Origin of the sequence: Streptomyces sp. NPDC048275, assembly GCF_040652275.1 — a bacterium.
Classification (GTDB): domain Bacteria; phylum Actinomycetota; class Actinomycetes; order Streptomycetales; family Streptomycetaceae; genus Streptomyces.
The window spans coordinates 44,230-61,117 of the sequence record NZ_JBEZLR010000023.1 but is presented as its reverse complement, the minus strand read 5'-3'; the positions used below and the strand labels follow the sequence as shown (position 1 = coordinate 61,117).

Genomic DNA, 16,888 nt, shown 5'->3' with positions numbered 1-16,888 from the left:
GCCCGGTGCGGCGAGAGTGCGTGCATGGCGTCGCGAGGCAGGCGGGAATTTGACGACAGGGCCTAGGCCCTGCCTCAGGCGGCGACCGGCGTCGCAGGGCCCACGAGCGTCGTCCGCAGTGGGCCCACGACCCGTCCGTCCGGCAGGAGCTCACCGGTGTCGTCGAAGACGAGCGTGCCGTTGCACAGCAGGCTCCAGCCCTGTTCCGGGTGGGCGGACACGATGACGGCGGCTCGATGGTCGGGGCTGTCGACGGTGGGGCACGGCGGCCGGTGGGTGCACATGGTGTCTCTCCTGCGTCCGGGGCGTTCCTCTGTATGTGGGTGTTGGCTCAGTCATAGCGGAGCTTGTTTTCGCCTGTGTGGAGAGGACCTCTCCGATCCCGACAGGGCATCGGTGAGTTCCTTGCCCCGTAAGGGAGTTGGGCGGCACGGCGCTGCGGCTCACGCCGTCCGAACAGTACCGTCGGCTGCTCGAGTACGCGTATATCGTCCGGCTCGGCCGTGATCGGCTCAGTAGGCTGGGTCCATGCAAGAAGACAGCGGTGTGGCCCTGGACCGGCGCCTTGATCTGCGGGCCGACTGCGGCCAGTGCTTCGGGCTGTGCTGTGTCGCGCTGCCGTTCGCCCGCTCGGCGGACTTCGCGATCGACAAGGACGCCGGAAAGCCCTGCTCGAACCTGGAGACCGATTTCCGCTGCGGGATCCACACACGGTTGCGGCAGACGGGCTTCACGGGCTGCACCGTGTACGACTGCTTCGGCGCCGGGCAGAAGGTCTCCCAGGTCACCTTCGGCGGCCAGGACTGGCGCTCGGGCACGCGCGAGCACGCGCGGCAGATGTTCGATGTGTTCCCCGTCGTCCGCCAACTCCACGAACTGCTCTGGTACCTGAACGAGGCGCTGACGCTCCCGGCGGCCCGCCCGGTGCACGCCGACGTCCGCCGCGCGCTCGACGAGACGGAGCGGCTCACCCGCCGAACCCCCGAGGAACTGGGCGAGTTGGACGTGGGCGCGCACCGGCAGGACGTCAACGTACTGCTGCTGCGGACCAGCGAACTCGTGCGCGCCGGCCTGGGACGCGGCAAGAAGAAGGACCGCCGGGGCGCCGACCTGATGGGCGTCCGGCTCAAGGGGGCCGACCTGCGCGGCGCCAGCCTGCGCGGCGCCTACCTCATCGCCGCCGACCTGACCGGTGCCGATCTGCGCGGCGCGGATCTGATCGGCGCCGATCTGCGCGACACCGACCTCACGGACGCCGATCTGACCGGCGCGTTCTTCCTGACCCAGCCTCAGGTGAACGCGGCCCGGGGCAGTGCCGGCACCAGGCTGCCCGAGTCAGTCACCCGCCCGGGCCACTGGGCGGGCGGTCGCTGAGTCCGGTGCGGGTGCGCGGCCCTCGAGGTGCAGCCGCAACCCCTCCGGCATCAGCGTCAGCCGCTCGCAGACCCGCAACCGGTAGTCCGGCTCGGGCCGCAGCTCGTAGCGGCGCAGCAGCAGCCCCAGCACCAGCGTCGCCTCGTGCAGTGCGAACTGGCGGCCGATGCAGGCCCGCGCCCCGGTGCCGAACGGCTTGAAGGTGTGCGCCGGCCGGGTCCGTACCGCCTTCGCGTCGAAGTGATCCGGGTCGAACGCCTCCGCGTCCGCACCCCAGACCTCCGGATCCCGGTGCAGCATCGCCGTCAGGACCAGCGTCCACGCACCCCTGCGCATCGGGTGCACCCCGTCCAGCACGGTGTCCTGACGGGCTTCCCGGGCGAAGGCGGGCGCCGTCGGCCACAGCCGCAGCGACTCGTCGAGCACTCGGCGCACGTACCGCAGTTTGGCGACCTGGTCGTAGCCCGGCCGGGGTGTGTCGCCCCAGACCCGGTCCACCTCGGCCCGCGCGCGGGCGGCGACGTCCGGGTGCCGGGAGAGGTAGTGCAGGGCGAACGAGAGCGCGCCCGAGGTGGTCTCGTGGCCGGCGATCAGGAAGGTGATGACCTGGCGCCGGATGTTCTCGGGCGTCAGTCGTTCCCCGGTCCCCGGACGGGCGGTCTCCAGCATCCGGTCGAGCAGGTCCCCGTCTCCGCCGCCGCGTCGGCGCTCCGCCACGACCTTGTCGACGGTGTGGTTGAGATGGGCCATGTCGGCCTCGTTCTGCCGGGTGGCGGTGCGCAGCAGCACGGGAGCCAGCGGCGCGGGCAGGACGTTGAGGCGCTGCGCGTAGGTCAGGGTGCCGACCATCGCGGCCACGAAGGGATGCGGGCGGGAGCGCTCGAACGAGCCGAAGTCATGGCCGAAGCCCGTGCGGGCGATCGTCTCCAGCGTCAGCTTCGTCATGTCGCCGGGCACGTCCACGGCGCGTCCCGCCGCCCGCTCCCGGTCCCAGCGGTCCAGCAGCCGCTCGGCCACGGCCAGCATCATCGGGTGGTAGCCCTCCATGGCCTCGCGGCTGAAGCCCGGGGCCAGGACGTCGTGCGCCAGCTGCCAGTTCGGCTCGTGGTTGTACGCCGTGAACAGGCCGTCCCCGGCGACCGGCCGCAGATTGGCGATCCCGAGCCCCACATGCTTGGCGAACCGGGCCTCGTCCGCCAACTCGGCCGTGAGCCGGGAGCCCCAGACGAAGACGATCTCCTTGCCGAAGGCCTTGCGCCGGAAGATCGGCCCGAGCCGGCGCCCGATGCGCATCGAGTCCTGCAGCGGCGAGCGGACGCCCGCGCCCAGTACATCCCCGAGCACGGGGACCCGGTACGGCGGACGGGGGATGCGGTGCAGCTCCGGCCAGCCCAGTTCCGCGCTGCGGAACCCCTTGGGCAGCGCGGCCTGTGTCGTCTGAGCCATGACGCCATCTCCCTTGTGTCTGCGGCAGGTTGACTCTGTTGTACGCGGGTTCAATAGCGGTTCTCAGTGTGATCCCGTTGTTGAACCGACGTCAAGTAAAGTGCTGGCATGACCGGGAAGCAGGGGGAGCGAGGGGGTCGCCCGCGCCGTCGGCTGAGTACCGAGGAGCGCAGGGAGCAGCTCTTGTCCGTCGGGGCGAGACTGTTCTCGGAGAGCCCGTACGACGAGGTGTGGATCGAGCAGGTCGCCGAGATCGCCGGAGTCTCGCGCGGTCTGCTCTACCACTACTTCCCGACGAAACGGGACTTCTTCTCGGCCGTCGTGGAGCGCGAGAGTGCGCGGATGCTGCGGCTGACGGCGGCGGTGCCCGGGGTTCCCGTGCGGGAGCAACTGGGTGCCGGGCTCGATGCCTTCCTGGAGTACGCCGAGGCGCATGCGCACGGCTTTCGTGCCTTCCATCGCGCCGAGGCGGCGGGGGACCAGGCTGTACGCAAGGTTTACCGGCAGGCGTTGGCCGCGCAGGAACGGCAGATTCTGGCGGCGCTGGCGGCGGACCCGGATTTCGGCCGGTTGCCCGCCGACCGGCCCGAGCTGAGGATCGCCGTCCGTGGCTGGCTCGCCTTCACCACGGCCGTCTGTCTGGAGTGGCTCAGGGGCGGTGCGGAGCTGAATCGGGAGCAGGTGCGCGATCTGTGCGCCCGGGCGCTACTGGGTGCGGTCACTCCCTGAGCCGGGTGCGCTCACGCGCCGAAAAGAGTGCTCACAGGATGGTGTGGCGTGTTGGCGTACACCCAGAACTTGGGTAGGTTAGGCAAGGCTTACCTAAGGGAGGTTGTCGGGATGGAAGACCGAATGGGTGACCGTCAAAGCTGGACGGCCGCGCCCGCCGCGGCCGAGCGTGCCCGCTCGGTGCTCGCCGCGGCGTGGTCGTGCGCGGTGACCGCGGAGGGCGGCCGCGAGGAGTTCGTCGGCGCGCACACCGTCACCGCGGACGGCAGGGTGCTCCTGCACGTGCCGGAGGACAGCGCGCTGCTCGCGGCCGCGATCTGCGCCCCGCGCGGGGAGCCGTCCGCCGTCCTCGAGTTCGCCGACGTCGCGCCCGTCCCGGTGCGCAACCGGATTCGCGCCCGGCTGTGGATGGCCGGCTCGTTCGTCCTGGAGGACGGGCATCTGGAGTTCCGGCCCTCGCGCGTGGTGCTGCGCGAGGCGTCCGGCGCCGTCGTGGTCGACCTGGGCGAGTTCGCCGACGCCGGCCCCGACCCGCTGGCGACGGCCGAGTCCCACCTGATCACCCACCTCGCCGACGCGCACCCGGACGCGGTCGAGCGGCTGACCCGCCTCGTCGAGCCCGACAGCCTGCACGGTGCGGTACGCGTCCAGCCGCTCGCCGTCGACCGGCACGGACTGACGCTGCGCATCGAGCGTGCGCGCGGCAATGGCGACGTACGCCTGCCCTTCCACATGCCCGCTGACGATGTCACGCAGCTCACGGAGCGGATGCACGTGCTGCTCACGCAGGCGAGTTCCGCTTCCTGCCCCCGCGCGCTACAGCGGCAGCGCACAGACGGCGACGGGTGAGGCGAACGGCTCGCCCGCGAGCCGGAGTTCGCCGCCGGCCCGGTCGACGTGGAAGACGCTGACCGTGCTCGACCGCTGATTCGCCGCGAACAGCAGCCGCTCGTCCGGCGAGAATGCGATGTGGCGTGGGAAGTCGCCGCCGACCGGCACGGTGTCCAGGAGCCGCAACCGGGCGCCGCCCGCCTCGACGGCGTAACGCGTCAGGCTGTTGTGGCCACGGTTGGCGAGATACGCGTACGACCCGTTCGACGTCACCAGGATCTGGGCCGGATAGTTCGTGCCCTCGCCGGTGCCCGTGGACTGCGGGTCGCCCGGGGTGAGCCGCCCGCTCGCCGGATCGTAGGCGCAGACCACCACGGAGTCGTCCACCTCGTTCGCGAGATAGGCGAAGCGGCCGTCGGGGTGGAAGGTGAGATGGCGCGGGCCCGCGCCCGGCCGGGTGTGCGCCCGGGAGACCTCGGTGAGCGTGCCCTTGGCCGCGTTCAGGCGGTAGGTGTAGAGGGTGTCGGTGCCCAGGTCGACGGCGAGGACATGGCCGCCGTCGGGGCTGGTGACGAACTGGTGCGCGTGCGGACCCTCTTGGCCCGGGCCGGGTACCGGAGCGGAGTGCGTGACCAGATCGGTGCGCGCACCGAGGGCGCCCGAGGCGTCGATGGGGTGCACGGCCACACTGCCCGACGTGTAGTTGGCGCTCAGCAGCCAGCGCCCGCTCGGATGCACCGACAGATGGCAGGGGCCCGCGCCGCCGGTGCCCTGGGTGCCGAGCACCTTGTCCGTCGTGACGTGCACGGCCGTCACGGCGCCCTCTTGGCGCTCGTCAACGGCGTACAGCGTGCGGCCGTTCGGATGGAGCGCGAGGTACGACGGGTCGCCGACGCCGGCGATGGTGCCGGTGGCCGTGATGTCACCTGTGGTGGCGTCGTACGTGGCCAGGCCGATGCCCCTACCACCGCCCTCGGCCGAGGTGTAGGTGCCGAGGAACAGCCGACGGACGGCGGGGGAGGCGGAGCCGGCGGTGGGCGCGGTCGTGGTGGGCGCGGGTTCGGTGCGCGGCGCGGCTGCCGCCCTTTCGGTGCGCGGCGCGGCCGGTGCCGGGATCGCCGCCACCACGGCGACGCCCGCCAGCGCTCCGACGACCCGCCGCCTGCTCCAGCCGCCACCGGAGCCTCGCACCGGTTCTGCACCACTGTTCATGCCTGTACCTCGGGTGTCGGTTGCCTCAGCCGTGACGGCCACCTTGGCGTGCGGCACCCGGGAAAGGCAAAAATGGCAATGGGTGTTGCGCAGAGCGCAATGCCCATGCCCGGATCACCAGTCACCGTCCTCGACCGGCTTGCCCGGCGCGTCCCCCAGCGGCTTCACCTGGTGGGGCGCGGGCTGCTGCCAGGGCTCGTGATCGGCGCCGAGCCAGTCGCCGACCGGCCGCACCGAGCCCAGCGTGTCGGTGGGAGCGAGGTCCGTGGCGTCCTGGTCGTAGTAGTCGAACCAGGGCAGTCCGGCCCGTGTGTAGGCCGCGCGGTCGATGGGGGACGGCGGGGGAGCCTCACCCGTGATGCGGCGCCACTCGGGAGGCGTCACGAGATGCACGAACACCCGTCCGGCGGGCCTCTTGGCCCAGGCCTCGAGCGGCCGGTCGTCCCGGTAGACCTCCTGGCGCATCGAGCCGCCGACCCCCAGACCCATCGCGGCGGCGCCGCGCGAGCGACCCGACGGAGCACCGGCGGGGGCCGGGGCGGCGCCCGGCGCGGGCGGGGCGGCCATCGGGAACGCGGCGCCGAACCCTCCGGTCGGCGCCGTCATCTCCCGACGCTGCTGTGTCCTGCGGTGTTCCGCCTCGCGCCACACGGCCAGCTCCGCGTCATCGAGCGGGAAGGACTGAAGCTGGAGGCCGCCCCACACCTCCTCGCCCGTGACCTGGCCCTCGACGGTCGCTCCGAGGCCCAGCGGCACGGCGACGAACTGACGGACCTTGCCCTTGCCGGAGTTGATGCCGTCGAGCCATGGCTGACGCGGCAGCACCACATAGTTCTGCGGGTCCCGGGTGAGCCGGGAACTCCACGGCCTGCCCGAGACCGCGCACACCTTGCCGACGCCGACCTGGAGCGCGGCCGGTTCCGACGTGCCCGCGAAGCTCAGCCACATGGCCTCGCGCAGATACACCGGCAGCATCACACCGCCGCACGCAAGCCACTCGGCGGGAACCGTGTCCGCGTAGTCCTCGACACGGCGCACGGGGAACTCGCCGAGCCCCGGGGGCAGTTCGTGCGTGCCCGTCTCGGGCAGGCGCAGTGTCCGCATGAAACGGACCCGCACCCTGCCCGGCAGCCGCAGTGAGTTTCCGTCGATCCGTACGCCGCTCTCGGTCATCCGTCTGCTCCCCCCTGTGGTCGCCGTCCCGATCCCTGACCCGGAACGGCCGTCCTCACCTGGAACGACCAGAGGCCGGGGGATGGTTCCGACTCCGCTGCGATCGGCCGGGGCGCAGCCGCTGCCGCAGGCGGGCGAGGTACGACCGGCGCTCGCGTTGTTCGCGCGTGCCACGGTCGAGCTCCTCCATGAGCCGACGTGAGCGGTGCTCCGTGTCGAGCTCGTCCAGGATGCGGTTGACCTCGGTGAGGACGGCGCCGTGCAGCTGCCACTGGCGGGCGTCCCGCCGGACCTCGTCCAGGAGCAGCTGGGCCAGCTTGTCGCGGGTGGCTGTCGCCGTGGTGAGCTCCGCGGCGAGCCGGGACTCGGCCGACTCGGCGCTGTGACTGACGTCCGTGGTCACCAGGACGGCGAAACTCACCACGGCGTCGGCCACTTCGGACAGCAGCTGTTCCAGTGCCGCGCCGATCTGCGGTTCGAACAAAGGCTCGGGATCGCGCTCCTTGGCCAGGTCGGTGAGGGTGCGCGCGAGCACCCGCAGCACCACCGTGCAGATTTCCAGCGTGTCGAGGCCGGTGCGCAGCACGATCCGGTGCAGCAGGCCCTCACGCACGCGGGGATTGAGCTTCAGACTGTCCTCGGCCTGTGTGAGCGCCGCGTCCACCTTGACGATGTCGTGGTCCAGGCGTCGCGCTTCGTGCAGTCGGGCGGTCGCGTGCTCCACGGGGGTGCGGCCGGCGGCCTCCTCGCCCATGCGCAGCATCAGCTGTCGTACGTGCCGCGCCAGGCCCTCGATCGACTGCCCTGCGGGGCCCACCCACACCGGGGGAGCGAACAGCAGATTGCAGGCGAGTCCGACCGCCGCGCCGATCAGCGTCTCCACCACTCTGGCCCAGGCGATGTCGCCGACCCTGGTCACGCCCAGCACGAGCATGGCGCTGATCGCCACCTCGGGCACGAACTCGCTGACCCGCACGAGATGACCGACGGCCAGCGAGGCGAGGATGAGCAGGGCCAGACTCCACCAGGTCAGACCCACCAGGGCGCTGAAGCCGATGGCGACGAGGACGCCGGCCACCACGGAGTTCACCCGGCGGATACCGGTCGTGAGGGTGGCGTACAGCGTGACCTGCACGACGAGGAGCGCGGTCAGCGGGGCGGTGAGCGGCGCGGGCTCCGGGCTGACCCGCACCGCGATCACGTACGCGACGGTCGCGGCCGCAGCCGACCGCACCGACTGGACGATCACGGGTTCCTGGCGCCACTTCCGCACCTGTACACCCGCCGCGTCCCACACACCACGTACGTCTCGCATCCTTGGCCCTTTCCCCCTTCGCTGGCGCACCGAACCCGCCTCGGATCCGCGCACCCGTTTCACCGCGGTCGACAAGTGCCTCGCGGGGGCGGCGGAGTCGTCCTCGTACGAGCGGCGAAGGTGTCCTCGTACGATGCGTGGATGAGTGAGAAGCAGGAGGTCGACAAGACGGCCTCGCGGGTGAGCGGTTCGCAGACTCTGGCGCGCGGGCTGTCCGTGTTGCAGCTGGTCGCGGCCCGTCCCCAGGGGCTGGCCGTCCAGGAGGTGGCCGAGCGGCTCGGGGTGCACCGGAGGGCCTCCTACATGCGGAGCGCGCCGCGGAGCGGTACGGCGTCCCGGCCCACGAGATCCTCCAGCGGGTGGGCGAGGCAGGGTACGTCGGCGGCCAGGAGGACATGATCATCGACGTGGCGCTCCAGTTGCTCGCCGAACGCAGGGCGGCGGTGAGCGCGGTCTGACCGCGGCACGCACGGGCCGCGGGACCTGACGAAGGTGTGGCACTGCGTCGCCCGTTTGCCCCTCAGGGCGCGGGCACGGCCGTGGGTGGCCACACTCCCGGCGTCAATACCCCCAGCGCATAGGCACGCGCGACCAGTTCCGTACGGGTGGCCGCGCCCCAGCGCTCGGACAGGCGCCGTAGATGGTAGGTGACGCCGTCCACCGTCAGGCCCGTCTCCCGGGCGGCCTGCGCCGTGGTCGCGCCCCCGGCGAGCAGTGCCAGGATGCGGGCCTCGGTGGCGCCGACGGGCGGGGCGGCCGGCTCGGTCGTGCCGGGGCACGCGCCGAGCACACGGAGCATGACCAGCAGGGCGGTGGACGCCTCGGCGCTGTCACTGACGGGCTCCGCGGTCAGCTCCCCGTGGCGCCGCCGCCCGTCCGCAGCCTCCCAGCGCACCGAGATCGGGTACCGGGAGCGATGACGCAGCCGCAGTGCCTGGGCGATCCGTTCCACCTGTGTCGCCTCCTGCGGCCGGAACAGGTCCAGCACGTTCCGCCCCCGCAGCCGCCCCGGCGTCTCGCCCCACTCCGTCGCCATCGCGGGATTGGCCAGCACGATCGCCCCGTACACGTCACACACCGCGACCGGCATCGGAATCCGGTCGAACAGCAGCAGGGCCCGGTTGCGCCACACCACGCCGTTCGCCCGTGTCAGGTCCACCCGCGTCTCTCCCTCCGGCGCCTCTCCGCCTGCCGTCCGCCACCTGCCACGCCGACGTCTTCGACGCAAGGGTGAACCGGCCTTTGGCACTACACAATCATGCAGTGCCATGGCACGGGCGGCCCGGGCCCCGCGATCAAGCTGGAGAGCAGTACTCCCGTACCGCGAAAGGCAGTTGTCGCGCCATGCCCCCCACCGCGCCGCACCCCGAGACAACGGACACCCTCCACGGCGTCCCCCTGATCGACATCTCCGCCACCGGCCCCGGCCGCACGCCGCTCCAGCAGTTGATGGAGTTGATGCGCCGGCACGGGCCCGTGCTCGTGCGCCGGCTGCACGGCCGGGACGCGATGTTCGTCGGCGACCTCGACCTGGTCACCGACCTGGCCGACGAGAGCCGGTTCGCGAAGGCCATCGGGCCCGCGCTGGAGAACGTCCGTGAGTTCGCCGCCGACGGACTGTTCACCGCGTACAACGACGAGCCCAACTGGGCCAAGGCGCACGACATCCTGATGCCCGCCTTCGCGCTCGGCTCCATGCGCACCTACCACCCCGTGATGCTGCGCGTGGCGCGCCGGCTGATCGACTCCTGGGACCGCGGCGCCCGCGACGGACAGCCCGTGAAGGTCCCCGACGACATGACCCGCATGACGCTCGACACCATCGGACTCGCCGGATTCGGCTACGACTTCGGCTCCTTCGACCGGGACGAACCCCACCCCTTCGTCGAGTCCATGGTCCGCTGTCTGGAATGGAGCATGACCCGGCTGAGCCGTACGCCGGGCAGTGACCACTCGGCGGCCGACGCGGCCTTCCGGACCGACGCCGACTACCTCGCACAGGTCGTCGACGATGTGATCGCCGCCCGCGTGGACGCCGGGCGGAGCGAGGCCGACGACCTCCTCGGGCTGATGCTCACCGCCGAGCACCCCGTCGACGGCAGCACGCTCGACACCGCCAACATCCGTAACCAGGTGATCACCTTCCTGATCGCGGGCCATGAGACGACCTCCGGCGCGATGTCGTTCGCGCTGTACTACCTGGCCAAGCACCCGGCCGCACTCCAGCTCGTGCAGCGTGAGGTCGATGCCCTGTGGGGAGACACGGCCGACCTCGAGCCGACGTTCGACGAGATCGGCCGCCTCACCTACACCCGGCAGGTGCTGAACGAGGCGCTGCGGCTGTGGCCCACCGCCGCCGCGTTCAGCCGGCACGCCCGTGAGGACACGCTGCTCGGCGGCCGGATACCGTTGCGCGCCGGGCAGCCGGTCACCGTGCTCGTGCCGATGCTGCACCGACAGCCGGAGTGGGGCGACAACCCTGAGCTGTTCGACCCGTCCCGCTTCACGGCTCAGGCGGAGGCCGCGCGCTCGCCGCACGCCTTCAAGCCGTTCGGCACCGGAGAACGCGCCTGCATCGGGCGGCAGTTCGCACTGCACGAGGCGACCATGCTGCTCGCCATGCTCGTCCACCGCTACCGGCTGCACGATCACGCCGACTACGCGCTGACCGTCAAGGAGACCCTCACCCTCAAGCCCGACGGGTTCACCCTCACGCTCTCGCCCCGCACGGCCGCCGACCGCGTCCACGCGACGCTGCCCGGCGCGGTCCAGGTCCAGGCGGAGGCCGTGGCCGGCACCGACACCTTGCCCGCCCGCGTCCGCCCCGGCACCCGCGCACTCTTCCTGCACGGCAGCAACTACGGCACCTGTCGTGAGTTCGCCGCCTCCCTCGCCGACGAGGCCGCCGCGATCGGCTGCGAGACCGAGGTGGCGCCCCTGGACGCGTACGCCGACGGGCTGCCCACCGACCGCCTCGTCGTCATCACCGCGGCCTCCTACAACGGACAGCCCACGGACGACGCCACGGCCTTCGCGGCCTGGCTCGACGGGACCGCGCGGGCCGAGGACATCACGTACACCGTCCTGGGCGTCGGCGACCGCAACTGGGCAGCCACCTACCAGCACTTCCCGACCCGCATCGACGAGCGCCTCGCGGAACTGGGCGCCAACCGGTTCCTGGAACGCGCGGCGGCCGACGCGTCGGGCGACCTCGGCGGCACGGTGCGCGCTTTCACGGCCCGGCTGTGCACCGCGCTGCTGGAGCAGTACGGCGATCCCGACGCCACGGACACAGAGGAGCTCACGGCGGCCTACGAGGTCCGGGCGCTGACCGGCGGTCCGCTCGACGCCCTCGTCGAGCGGCACGGCCTGGTCCCCATGACCGTCACCGAGGCGTACGACCTCACCGCGCCCGGATACCCGCGAACCAAGCGGTTCGTCCGCCTGGCGCTCCCGGACGGCACGACCTACCGCACCGGCGATCACCTCACGGTGCTCCCCGTCAACGACCCGGCCCTCGTCGAGCGGGCCGCCACCGCGCTCGGCCTCGACCTGGACACGCTCCTGGACATCCGGGCCACCCGACCGCGCCGGGACGGAATCGCGGTCGACCGACCCGTGACGATACGTCAACTCCTCACGTATCAAGTCGAGTTGCAAGACCGGCCGACCGCCGCACAACTGTCCGGCCTCGCCGCGGCCAACCCGTGCCCGCCGGAGCGAGCGGCCCTCGCGGCGCTCACGGACGACCCCCGGACCCTGGTCGAGGTGATCGAGGCGTACCCGGCCCTGCGCGGCGCGCTGGACTGGCCGACCCTGCTCGGCCTCCTCACGCCCCTGCGACCGCGCCACTACTCGGTCTCCTCGTCACCCGCCACCGACCCGGCCCACGCCGCCGACCTGATGGTCTCACTCCTGGAGGCCCCGGCCCGCTCCGGCATCGGGACGTACACGGGAGTCGGCTCCGGCTACCTCAACACGGTCAAACCCGGCGACACCGTCCTCGCCCGCGTCCAGCCCTGCCGGGAGGCGTTCCGTATCGACGACAGCACTCCCGTCGTCATGGTCGCGGCGGGCACGGGACTCGCCCCGTTCCGCGGCGCCATCGCCGACCGCGCCGCGCAGCTCGCCGAAGGGGCACAACTGGCCACGGCCGTCTGCTACTTCGGCTGCGACGCCCCGGACGCGGACTTCCTGCACGCCGACGAACTCCGCGCCGCCGAAACGGCCGGGGCGGTCTCCCTGCGCCCGGCCTTCAGCGCGGCCCCTGTCGGGGACGTGGCCTTCGTCCAGCACCGGATCGCCGCCGAGGCGGACGAGGTCTGGGAGTTGCTGAACGCCGGGGCCCGTGTCCACGTCTGCGGCGACGGCTCCCGTATGGCCCCCGGCGTCCGCGAAGCCTTCCGTACGCTCCACGCGGACCGCACACCGGGCGGGGATTCCGAGCAGTGGCTGAACGACCTGATCGCGTCCGGGCGTTACGTCGAGGACGTGTACGCCGCCGGATAAGGAGTACCGGAAGGAGTGCGGCCCTGTGGGCCCAGCTGGCAGAGTGGGCCCACAGACGACAGGGGGCTGCGGTGGACACCTGGGAGCGGGCACGGCGGATTCTCGACGTGGCGGGACTGCCTCCGAACAGCCTTGTCGACTGTCGCCCCCTGGCGGGCGGAACGTACAACACGGTCGAGGAACTACGGCTCGCCGACGGCACGCGGTACGTGCTGAAGATCCCTCCGCCGACCACCGCTCCCGGCCTGAGCCACGAGCGCGAACTCCTCGTGTCGGAGGCGGAGTTCTATCGGGAGGCCGCGACGGTCGGCGTACCCGCGCCCCAAGTCGTCACGACGGGGGAGCGCCACCTCCTGATGACCCACTGCCCGGGGACACCGTGGAGTGACCACCTGGAACCTGGCGAACGAGCGGCCCTGCGAAAGGAGGTGGGCCACTTGGTCGCCCGCCTCCATGGCGTGACCGGCCCCGGCTTCGGCTACCCCTCCGGTGCCCTCGGTCCGCTCGCCCCCGATTGGCGCACCGCCTTCACCGCCATGTACGACGCCGTCCTGGAGGACGCCCGGCGCTATGACGCCTGGCTGCCCCGACCCGTGGACGAGGTGGCCCGCACGGCGAAGACCGCGTACGACGCCCTGGACGAGGTCACGGTCCCGCACCTCGTCCACTTCGACCTGTGGCAGGGCAACATCCTGGTGGAACACTCGGACGACCACACGGCCCCCCGGATCGGCGGTCTGATCGACGGCGAGCGCATGTTCTGGGGCGACCCCCTGGCCGACTTCGTCTCCCTGGCCCTGCTCGGCGACATCGAACAGGACGAGGACTTCCTGACCGGCTATCAAGAGACGGGAGGTCGAACGGAGTTCGACACCCCGGCCCGACAACGCCTCGCCCTCTACCGCAGCTACCTCTACCTGATCATGCTCGTCGAGACCGTGCCCCGCGCACCCGGCGCCGAACACGTCGCCTGGGTGCGCGAGGCCGTGGCCCCGGAGCTGCTTGCCGCCCTCGACGAACCTGCCTAGGCGGCGCTGCGCCCCCTCCCGCCGTGCGCCCGGATGATGTCCGCGTATCGGTGCCCGCTCCCCTTGATGGTGCGCTTCTGCGTCTTGTAGTCGACGTGCACGAGCCCGAAGCGCTTGTCGTAGCCGTACGCCCACTCGAAGTTGTCGAGCAGGGACCAGGCGAAGTACCCCGCGAGCGGCGCTCCCTTGCGGACCGCCGACACGCAGGCCGCGAGGTGCTGCTCCAGGTACTGCGTCCGCTCGGGGTCGTCGACGGTCCCGTCGGGGCGTACGACGTCGGGATAGGCGGAGCCGTTCTCCGTGACGTACAGCTTGCGGGCGCCGTAGTCCTCCGTCAGACGGAGGAGCAGACGCTCGATGCCGGCCGCTTCGACCTCCCAGTCCATGCCGGTGCGGGGTACGCCGAGACGGCGCACCGTGCGGACGTGCGGGGTCGGCCCGGTGGGGTCGTCGGCGACGGTGGACGGGAAGTAGTAGTTGAGGCCCAGCCATTCCAGAGGCTGCGCGATGGTTTCCAAGTCGCCCGGCTGCTCCGGGAGTTCCACTCGGTATACCTCGCGCATGTCATCCGGGAAGCCGCGGCCGTGGACCGGGTCCAGCCACCAGCGGTTGGTATGACCGTCCAGACGGCGAGCCGCCGCGACGTCATCGGGGCGGTCGGTGGCGGCCTCGATGCTGGACAGGTTGTTGACGATGCCGACCTGGGCGTCCGGGACCGCCGCCCGGATCGCCTGCGTGGCCAGGCCGTGTCCCAGCAGCAGGTGGTACGAGGTGCGCACCGCGGCCGGGAGGTCTGTCCAGCCCGGGGCCATCCGGCCCTCCAGATGGCCGATCCACGCGGAGCACAGCGGCTCGTTGAGCGTGGTCCAGTGCTGGACGCGGTCACCCAGCCGCTCCGCCACAACTGCCGCGTACGAGGCGAAGTGGAGGGCCGTGTCGCGGGCCGGCCAGCCGCCCCGGTCCTGGAGCACCTGCGGCAGATCCCAGTGGTACAGGGTGACGGAGGGCGTGATGCCCGCCTCCAGCAGGGCGTCGATCAGCGCGTCGTAGAAGTCGAGCCCCTTGGCGTTGACCGGGCCGTCGCCGCCGGGCATCACCCGCGGCCAGGCGATGGACAACCGGTAGGCGTTGGTGCCCAGTTCCCGCATGAGTGTGATGTCCTCGCGCCAGCGGTGGTAGTGGTCGCAGGCGAGGTCCCCGTCGTCGCCGTTGTCGATCTTGCCGGGGGTGTGCGAGAAGGTGTCCCAGATCGACGGCGAACGGCCGTCCTCCGCCACGGCTCCCTCGATCTGGTACGCCGATGTGGCCGTGCCCCACAGGAAGTCGTGCGGGAGGGCGGCGAGGTCGATGGTCACAGGAGTCCCTTCGGAATGGGGGGTGTCGGTCACTTGACGGCTCCGGCCGTCAGCCCGGCGACGAGATAGCGCTGGAGGAGCAGGAACCCCGCGACCACGGGCACGCTGACGACGAGCGAGGCTGCCATGATCTGGTTCCAGTAGACGTTGTAGAGCGTGGAATAGCCCTGGAGCCCGACGGCGAGTGTGCGGGTCTCGTCGTTGGTCATGACCGACGCGAACAGCACCTCGCCCCAAGCGGTCATGAAGGCGTAGACGGCGACCGCGATGATGCCGGGGATCGCGGCCGGCACGACGACCCGGAACAGCGCGCCGAGCGGCCCGCAGCCGTCCACCAGTGCCGCCTCGTCCAGGTCGCGCGGCACCGAGTCGAAGTACCCGATCAGCATCCAGATCGAGAACGGGAGGGAGAAGGTGAGGTACGTCAGGATCAGCCCGCCGCGGGATCCGAACAGGGCGATGCCGGTGGCGTTGCCGATGTTGACGTAGAGAAGGAACAGCGGCAGCAGGAAGAGGATGCCGGGGAACATCTGGGTGGACAGCACGGTGACCGTGAAGACGCGCTTGCCGCGGAAGCTGTAGCGGCTGACGGCATACGCGGAGAAGACCGCGATCACCACCGAGCAGGCCGTCGCGGCGCCCGCCACGATCAGCGAGTTCACGAAGTACCTGGCGAGCGGGATCGTCGACCAGATGTCGATGTACGGGCGGATGGTCAGACTGCTCGGCACCCATTGGAACTTCGCCTGGACGTCCTGCAACGGCTTCAGCGAGCTGGAGACCATGACGTAGACCGGCACCAGGACGAAGCCGGTGAGCAGGGTGAGGAAGATCCGCCGGGTCCACAGGAAGGACCGCGGTGGCGCCATCGGTGAGCGGGGCGTCGTGGAGGTAGTGGAGGTACTAGACATCGGCCGTCTTCCTTCCTCGGGAGGTCAGCAGGAGGTAGACGCCCGTCACGACGAGCAGGAAGAGCAGGAGCAGGACGGACATGGCGGAGCCGGTGCCGAAGTTCCAGGTGACGAACGACGCCTGGTAGATGTGCACCGAGATGAGGTCCGCGGACGCCGGAGCGGTCTTGCCGAACAGGACGTACGGCGTGTTGAAGTCGTTGAACGTCCACAGGAACAGGACCAGGATCAGCACCTGGTTGACGGGCCGCAGCGACGGCAGCGTGATGCGGCGGATCTGCTGCCAGACACCGGCGCCGTCGAGGGCGGCGGCCTCGTACAGGTCCTTGGGGATGTTCTGCAGGCCCGCCATGACGATGAGGAAGGCGAACGGCCAGCCCTTCCACACGGACACGGTGAGCAGTGCGTAGAAGGCGTTGTCGCCGATGAGCCAGAAGGACGGCTTGTCGGTGATGCCCAGCTGGTCGTGCAGGACGTGGTTCACCAGGCCGTTGTCGTGCTGGAACATGAACACCCAGGTGATGACGGCCGCGTACACGGGCAGCGCGTACGGCACCAGGAACAGGGCGCGCAGCAGGCCGCGGCCTCGGAAGGCGTCCTGCATGCAGATCGCGGCCGCCGTGCCGATCAGCCAGCAGAGGCCGACCGACAGCAGGGTGAAGCCGATGGTGATGAAGAACGAGTCGAGCAACGCCTTGCCGACGGGCGCGTCGAAGTCCACCGACACCTTGTAGTTGTCCAGGCCGGACCAGGGCGCGGTACCCCAGTCACGGATGTAGAACTGCGTGAGCCCCTTGAAGCTCATCACGATGCCGATCACCATCGGCACCAGGTGGACCAGCAGTTCGAGGAGCAGGGCGGGCAGAAGCAGCAGGTAAGGCAGTCCGATGCGTTTGATCCGCCCGGTGCGGCGCGGGCCACGCGCCGCACCGGGGGTGTTCTTGCGCACCGTGCGATCGCCGGCCTCTTGGGAGGCGGTCGTGGTGGTCATGTTTGTGCTCGCGC

General features: G+C 71.1%; 14 protein-coding genes and 2 pseudogenes. 7 read left to right on the top strand and 9 right to left on the bottom strand.

Going from position 1 to position 16,888, the window contains the following annotated elements:
• Positions 1 to 74: 74 nt before the first annotated feature.
• Positions 75 to 284 (bottom strand): DUF5999 family protein, encoded by a 210-nt coding sequence (locus AB0D57_RS16520; protein ID WP_362072295.1) that lies wholly within the window; start codon positions 282 to 284, stop codon positions 75 to 77.
• Between the two features lie 244 nt (positions 285 to 528).
• Between AB0D57_RS16520 and AB0D57_RS16515 the strand changes: the two genes are divergently transcribed.
• Positions 529 to 1,374 (top strand): pentapeptide repeat-containing protein, encoded by an 846-nt coding sequence (locus AB0D57_RS16515; RefSeq protein WP_362072293.1) that lies wholly within the window; start codon positions 529 to 531, stop codon positions 1,372 to 1,374.
• Here AB0D57_RS16515 and AB0D57_RS16510 read toward each other — a convergent pair.
• Complete coding sequence (locus AB0D57_RS16510; RefSeq protein ID WP_362072291.1) at positions 1,336 to 2,820, bottom strand: cytochrome P450; 1,485 nt, start codon at positions 2,818 to 2,820, stop codon at positions 1,336 to 1,338. The genes AB0D57_RS16515 and AB0D57_RS16510 overlap by 39 nt on opposite strands.
• Positions 2,821 to 2,928: 108 nt before the next feature.
• Between AB0D57_RS16510 and AB0D57_RS16505 the strand changes: the two genes are divergently transcribed.
• Positions 2,929 to 3,549, top strand: coding sequence for a TetR/AcrR family transcriptional regulator (locus AB0D57_RS16505; protein WP_362072289.1), 621 nt, complete (start codon positions 2,929 to 2,931; stop codon positions 3,547 to 3,549).
• 123 nt (positions 3,550 to 3,672) lie between these two features.
• The gene (locus AB0D57_RS16500; protein ID WP_362072287.1) at positions 3,673 to 4,398 is read left to right on the top strand and encodes a DUF2470 domain-containing protein; all 726 of its coding nucleotides are present in this window, start codon (positions 3,673 to 3,675) and stop codon (positions 4,396 to 4,398) included.
• On the opposite strand, the gene AB0D57_RS16495 is transcribed toward AB0D57_RS16500, so the two are convergent.
• From AB0D57_RS16495 to AB0D57_RS16485, 3 genes are all read right to left on the bottom strand, one after another.
• Positions 4,366 to 5,592 (bottom strand): lactonase family protein, encoded by a 1,227-nt coding sequence (locus AB0D57_RS16495; RefSeq protein ID WP_362072285.1) that lies wholly within the window; start codon positions 5,590 to 5,592, stop codon positions 4,366 to 4,368. The genes AB0D57_RS16500 and AB0D57_RS16495 overlap by 33 nt on opposite strands.
• A 114-nt stretch (positions 5,593 to 5,706) precedes the next feature.
• Positions 5,707 to 6,765: a hypothetical protein gene (locus tag AB0D57_RS16490; protein WP_362072283.1), complete on the bottom strand. Its 1,059-nt coding sequence runs from the start codon at positions 6,763 to 6,765 to the stop codon at positions 5,707 to 5,709.
• A gap of 55 nt (positions 6,766 to 6,820) precedes the next feature.
• The gene (locus AB0D57_RS16485; RefSeq protein WP_362072281.1) at positions 6,821 to 8,080 is read right to left on the bottom strand and encodes an FUSC family protein; all 1,260 of its coding nucleotides are present in this window, start codon (positions 8,078 to 8,080) and stop codon (positions 6,821 to 6,823) included.
• 141 nt (positions 8,081 to 8,221) lie between these two features.
• Between AB0D57_RS16485 and AB0D57_RS16480 the strand changes: the two are divergent.
• Together AB0D57_RS16480 and AB0D57_RS16475 are read left to right on the top strand one after the other, a co-directional pair.
• Positions 8,222 to 8,359 (top strand): annotated as a pseudogene (locus AB0D57_RS16480) (helix-turn-helix domain-containing protein); the annotation flags it as partial.
• 17 nt (positions 8,360 to 8,376) lie between these two features.
• A pseudogene (locus AB0D57_RS16475) lies at positions 8,377 to 8,538 on the top strand (4-hydroxy-2-oxovalerate aldolase); the annotation flags it as partial.
• Between the two features lie 62 nt (positions 8,539 to 8,600).
• Here AB0D57_RS16475 and AB0D57_RS16470 read toward each other — a convergent pair.
• The gene (locus tag AB0D57_RS16470) at positions 8,601 to 9,239 is read right to left on the bottom strand and encodes a PAS domain-containing protein (protein ID WP_362072279.1); all 639 of its coding nucleotides are present in this window, start codon (positions 9,237 to 9,239) and stop codon (positions 8,601 to 8,603) included.
• 185 nt (positions 9,240 to 9,424) lie between these two features.
• Here AB0D57_RS16470 and AB0D57_RS16465 point away from each other — a divergent pair, with 185 nt between their 5' ends.
• Complete coding sequence (locus AB0D57_RS16465) at positions 9,425 to 12,589, top strand: cytochrome P450 (RefSeq protein ID WP_362072277.1); 3,165 nt, start codon at positions 9,425 to 9,427, stop codon at positions 12,587 to 12,589.
• A 71-nt stretch (positions 12,590 to 12,660) separates the two neighbouring features.
• Positions 12,661 to 13,617 (top strand): aminoglycoside phosphotransferase family protein, encoded by a 957-nt coding sequence (locus AB0D57_RS16460; protein WP_362072275.1) that lies wholly within the window; start codon positions 12,661 to 12,663, stop codon positions 13,615 to 13,617.
• On the opposite strand, the gene AB0D57_RS16455 is transcribed toward AB0D57_RS16460, so the two are convergent.
• Genes AB0D57_RS16455 through AB0D57_RS16445 form a run of 3 tightly spaced genes read right to left on the bottom strand, consistent with a single transcriptional unit; the run spans position 13,614 to position 16,874 of the window.
• Positions 13,614 to 14,972, bottom strand: coding sequence for a GH1 family beta-glucosidase (locus AB0D57_RS16455; RefSeq protein ID WP_362072273.1), 1,359 nt, complete (start codon positions 14,970 to 14,972; stop codon positions 13,614 to 13,616). The genes AB0D57_RS16460 and AB0D57_RS16455 overlap by 4 nt on opposite strands.
• A 29-nt stretch (positions 14,973 to 15,001) precedes the next feature.
• Positions 15,002 to 15,841 carry a carbohydrate ABC transporter permease gene (locus AB0D57_RS16450; protein ID WP_362072385.1) on the bottom strand — a complete coding sequence of 280 codons (840 nt, stop codon included), beginning with the start codon at positions 15,839 to 15,841 and terminating at the stop codon, positions 15,002 to 15,004.
• 34 nt (positions 15,842 to 15,875) lie between these two features.
• The gene (locus tag AB0D57_RS16445; RefSeq protein WP_362072270.1) at positions 15,876 to 16,874 is read right to left on the bottom strand and encodes a sugar ABC transporter permease; all 999 of its coding nucleotides are present in this window, start codon (positions 16,872 to 16,874) and stop codon (positions 15,876 to 15,878) included.
• Positions 16,875 to 16,888 lie beyond the last annotated feature (14 nt).

Bases quoted from the DNA above. Each gene is read 5' to 3' on its own strand.
- AB0D57_RS16520 (WP_362072295.1), bottom strand. From the start codon at position 284: ATGTGCACCCACCGGCCGCCGTGCCCCACCGTCGACAGCCCCGACCAT.
- AB0D57_RS16515 (WP_362072293.1), top strand. From the start codon at position 529: ATGCAAGAAGACAGCGGTGTGGCCCTGGACCGGCGCCTTGATCTGCGG.
- AB0D57_RS16510 (WP_362072291.1), bottom strand. From the start codon at position 2,820: ATGGCTCAGACGACACAGGCCGCGCTGCCCAAGGGGTTCCGCAGCGCG.
- AB0D57_RS16505 (WP_362072289.1), top strand. From the start codon at position 2,929: ATGACCGGGAAGCAGGGGGAGCGAGGGGGTCGCCCGCGCCGTCGGCTG.
- AB0D57_RS16500 (WP_362072287.1), top strand. From the start codon at position 3,673: ATGGGTGACCGTCAAAGCTGGACGGCCGCGCCCGCCGCGGCCGAGCGT.
- AB0D57_RS16495 (WP_362072285.1), bottom strand. From the start codon at position 5,592: ATGAACAGTGGTGCAGAACCGGTGCGAGGCTCCGGTGGCGGCTGGAGC.
- AB0D57_RS16490 (WP_362072283.1), bottom strand. From the start codon at position 6,765: ATGACCGAGAGCGGCGTACGGATCGACGGAAACTCACTGCGGCTGCCG.
- AB0D57_RS16485 (WP_362072281.1), bottom strand. From the start codon at position 8,080: ATGCGAGACGTACGTGGTGTGTGGGACGCGGCGGGTGTACAGGTGCGG.
- AB0D57_RS16465 (WP_362072277.1), top strand. From the start codon at position 9,425: ATGCCCCCCACCGCGCCGCACCCCGAGACAACGGACACCCTCCACGGC.
- AB0D57_RS16450 (WP_362072385.1), bottom strand. From the start codon at position 15,841: ATGGCGCCACCGCGGTCCTTCCTGTGGACCCGGCGGATCTTCCTCACC.
- AB0D57_RS16445 (WP_362072270.1), bottom strand. From the start codon at position 16,874: ATGACCACCACGACCGCCTCCCAAGAGGCCGGCGATCGCACGGTGCGC.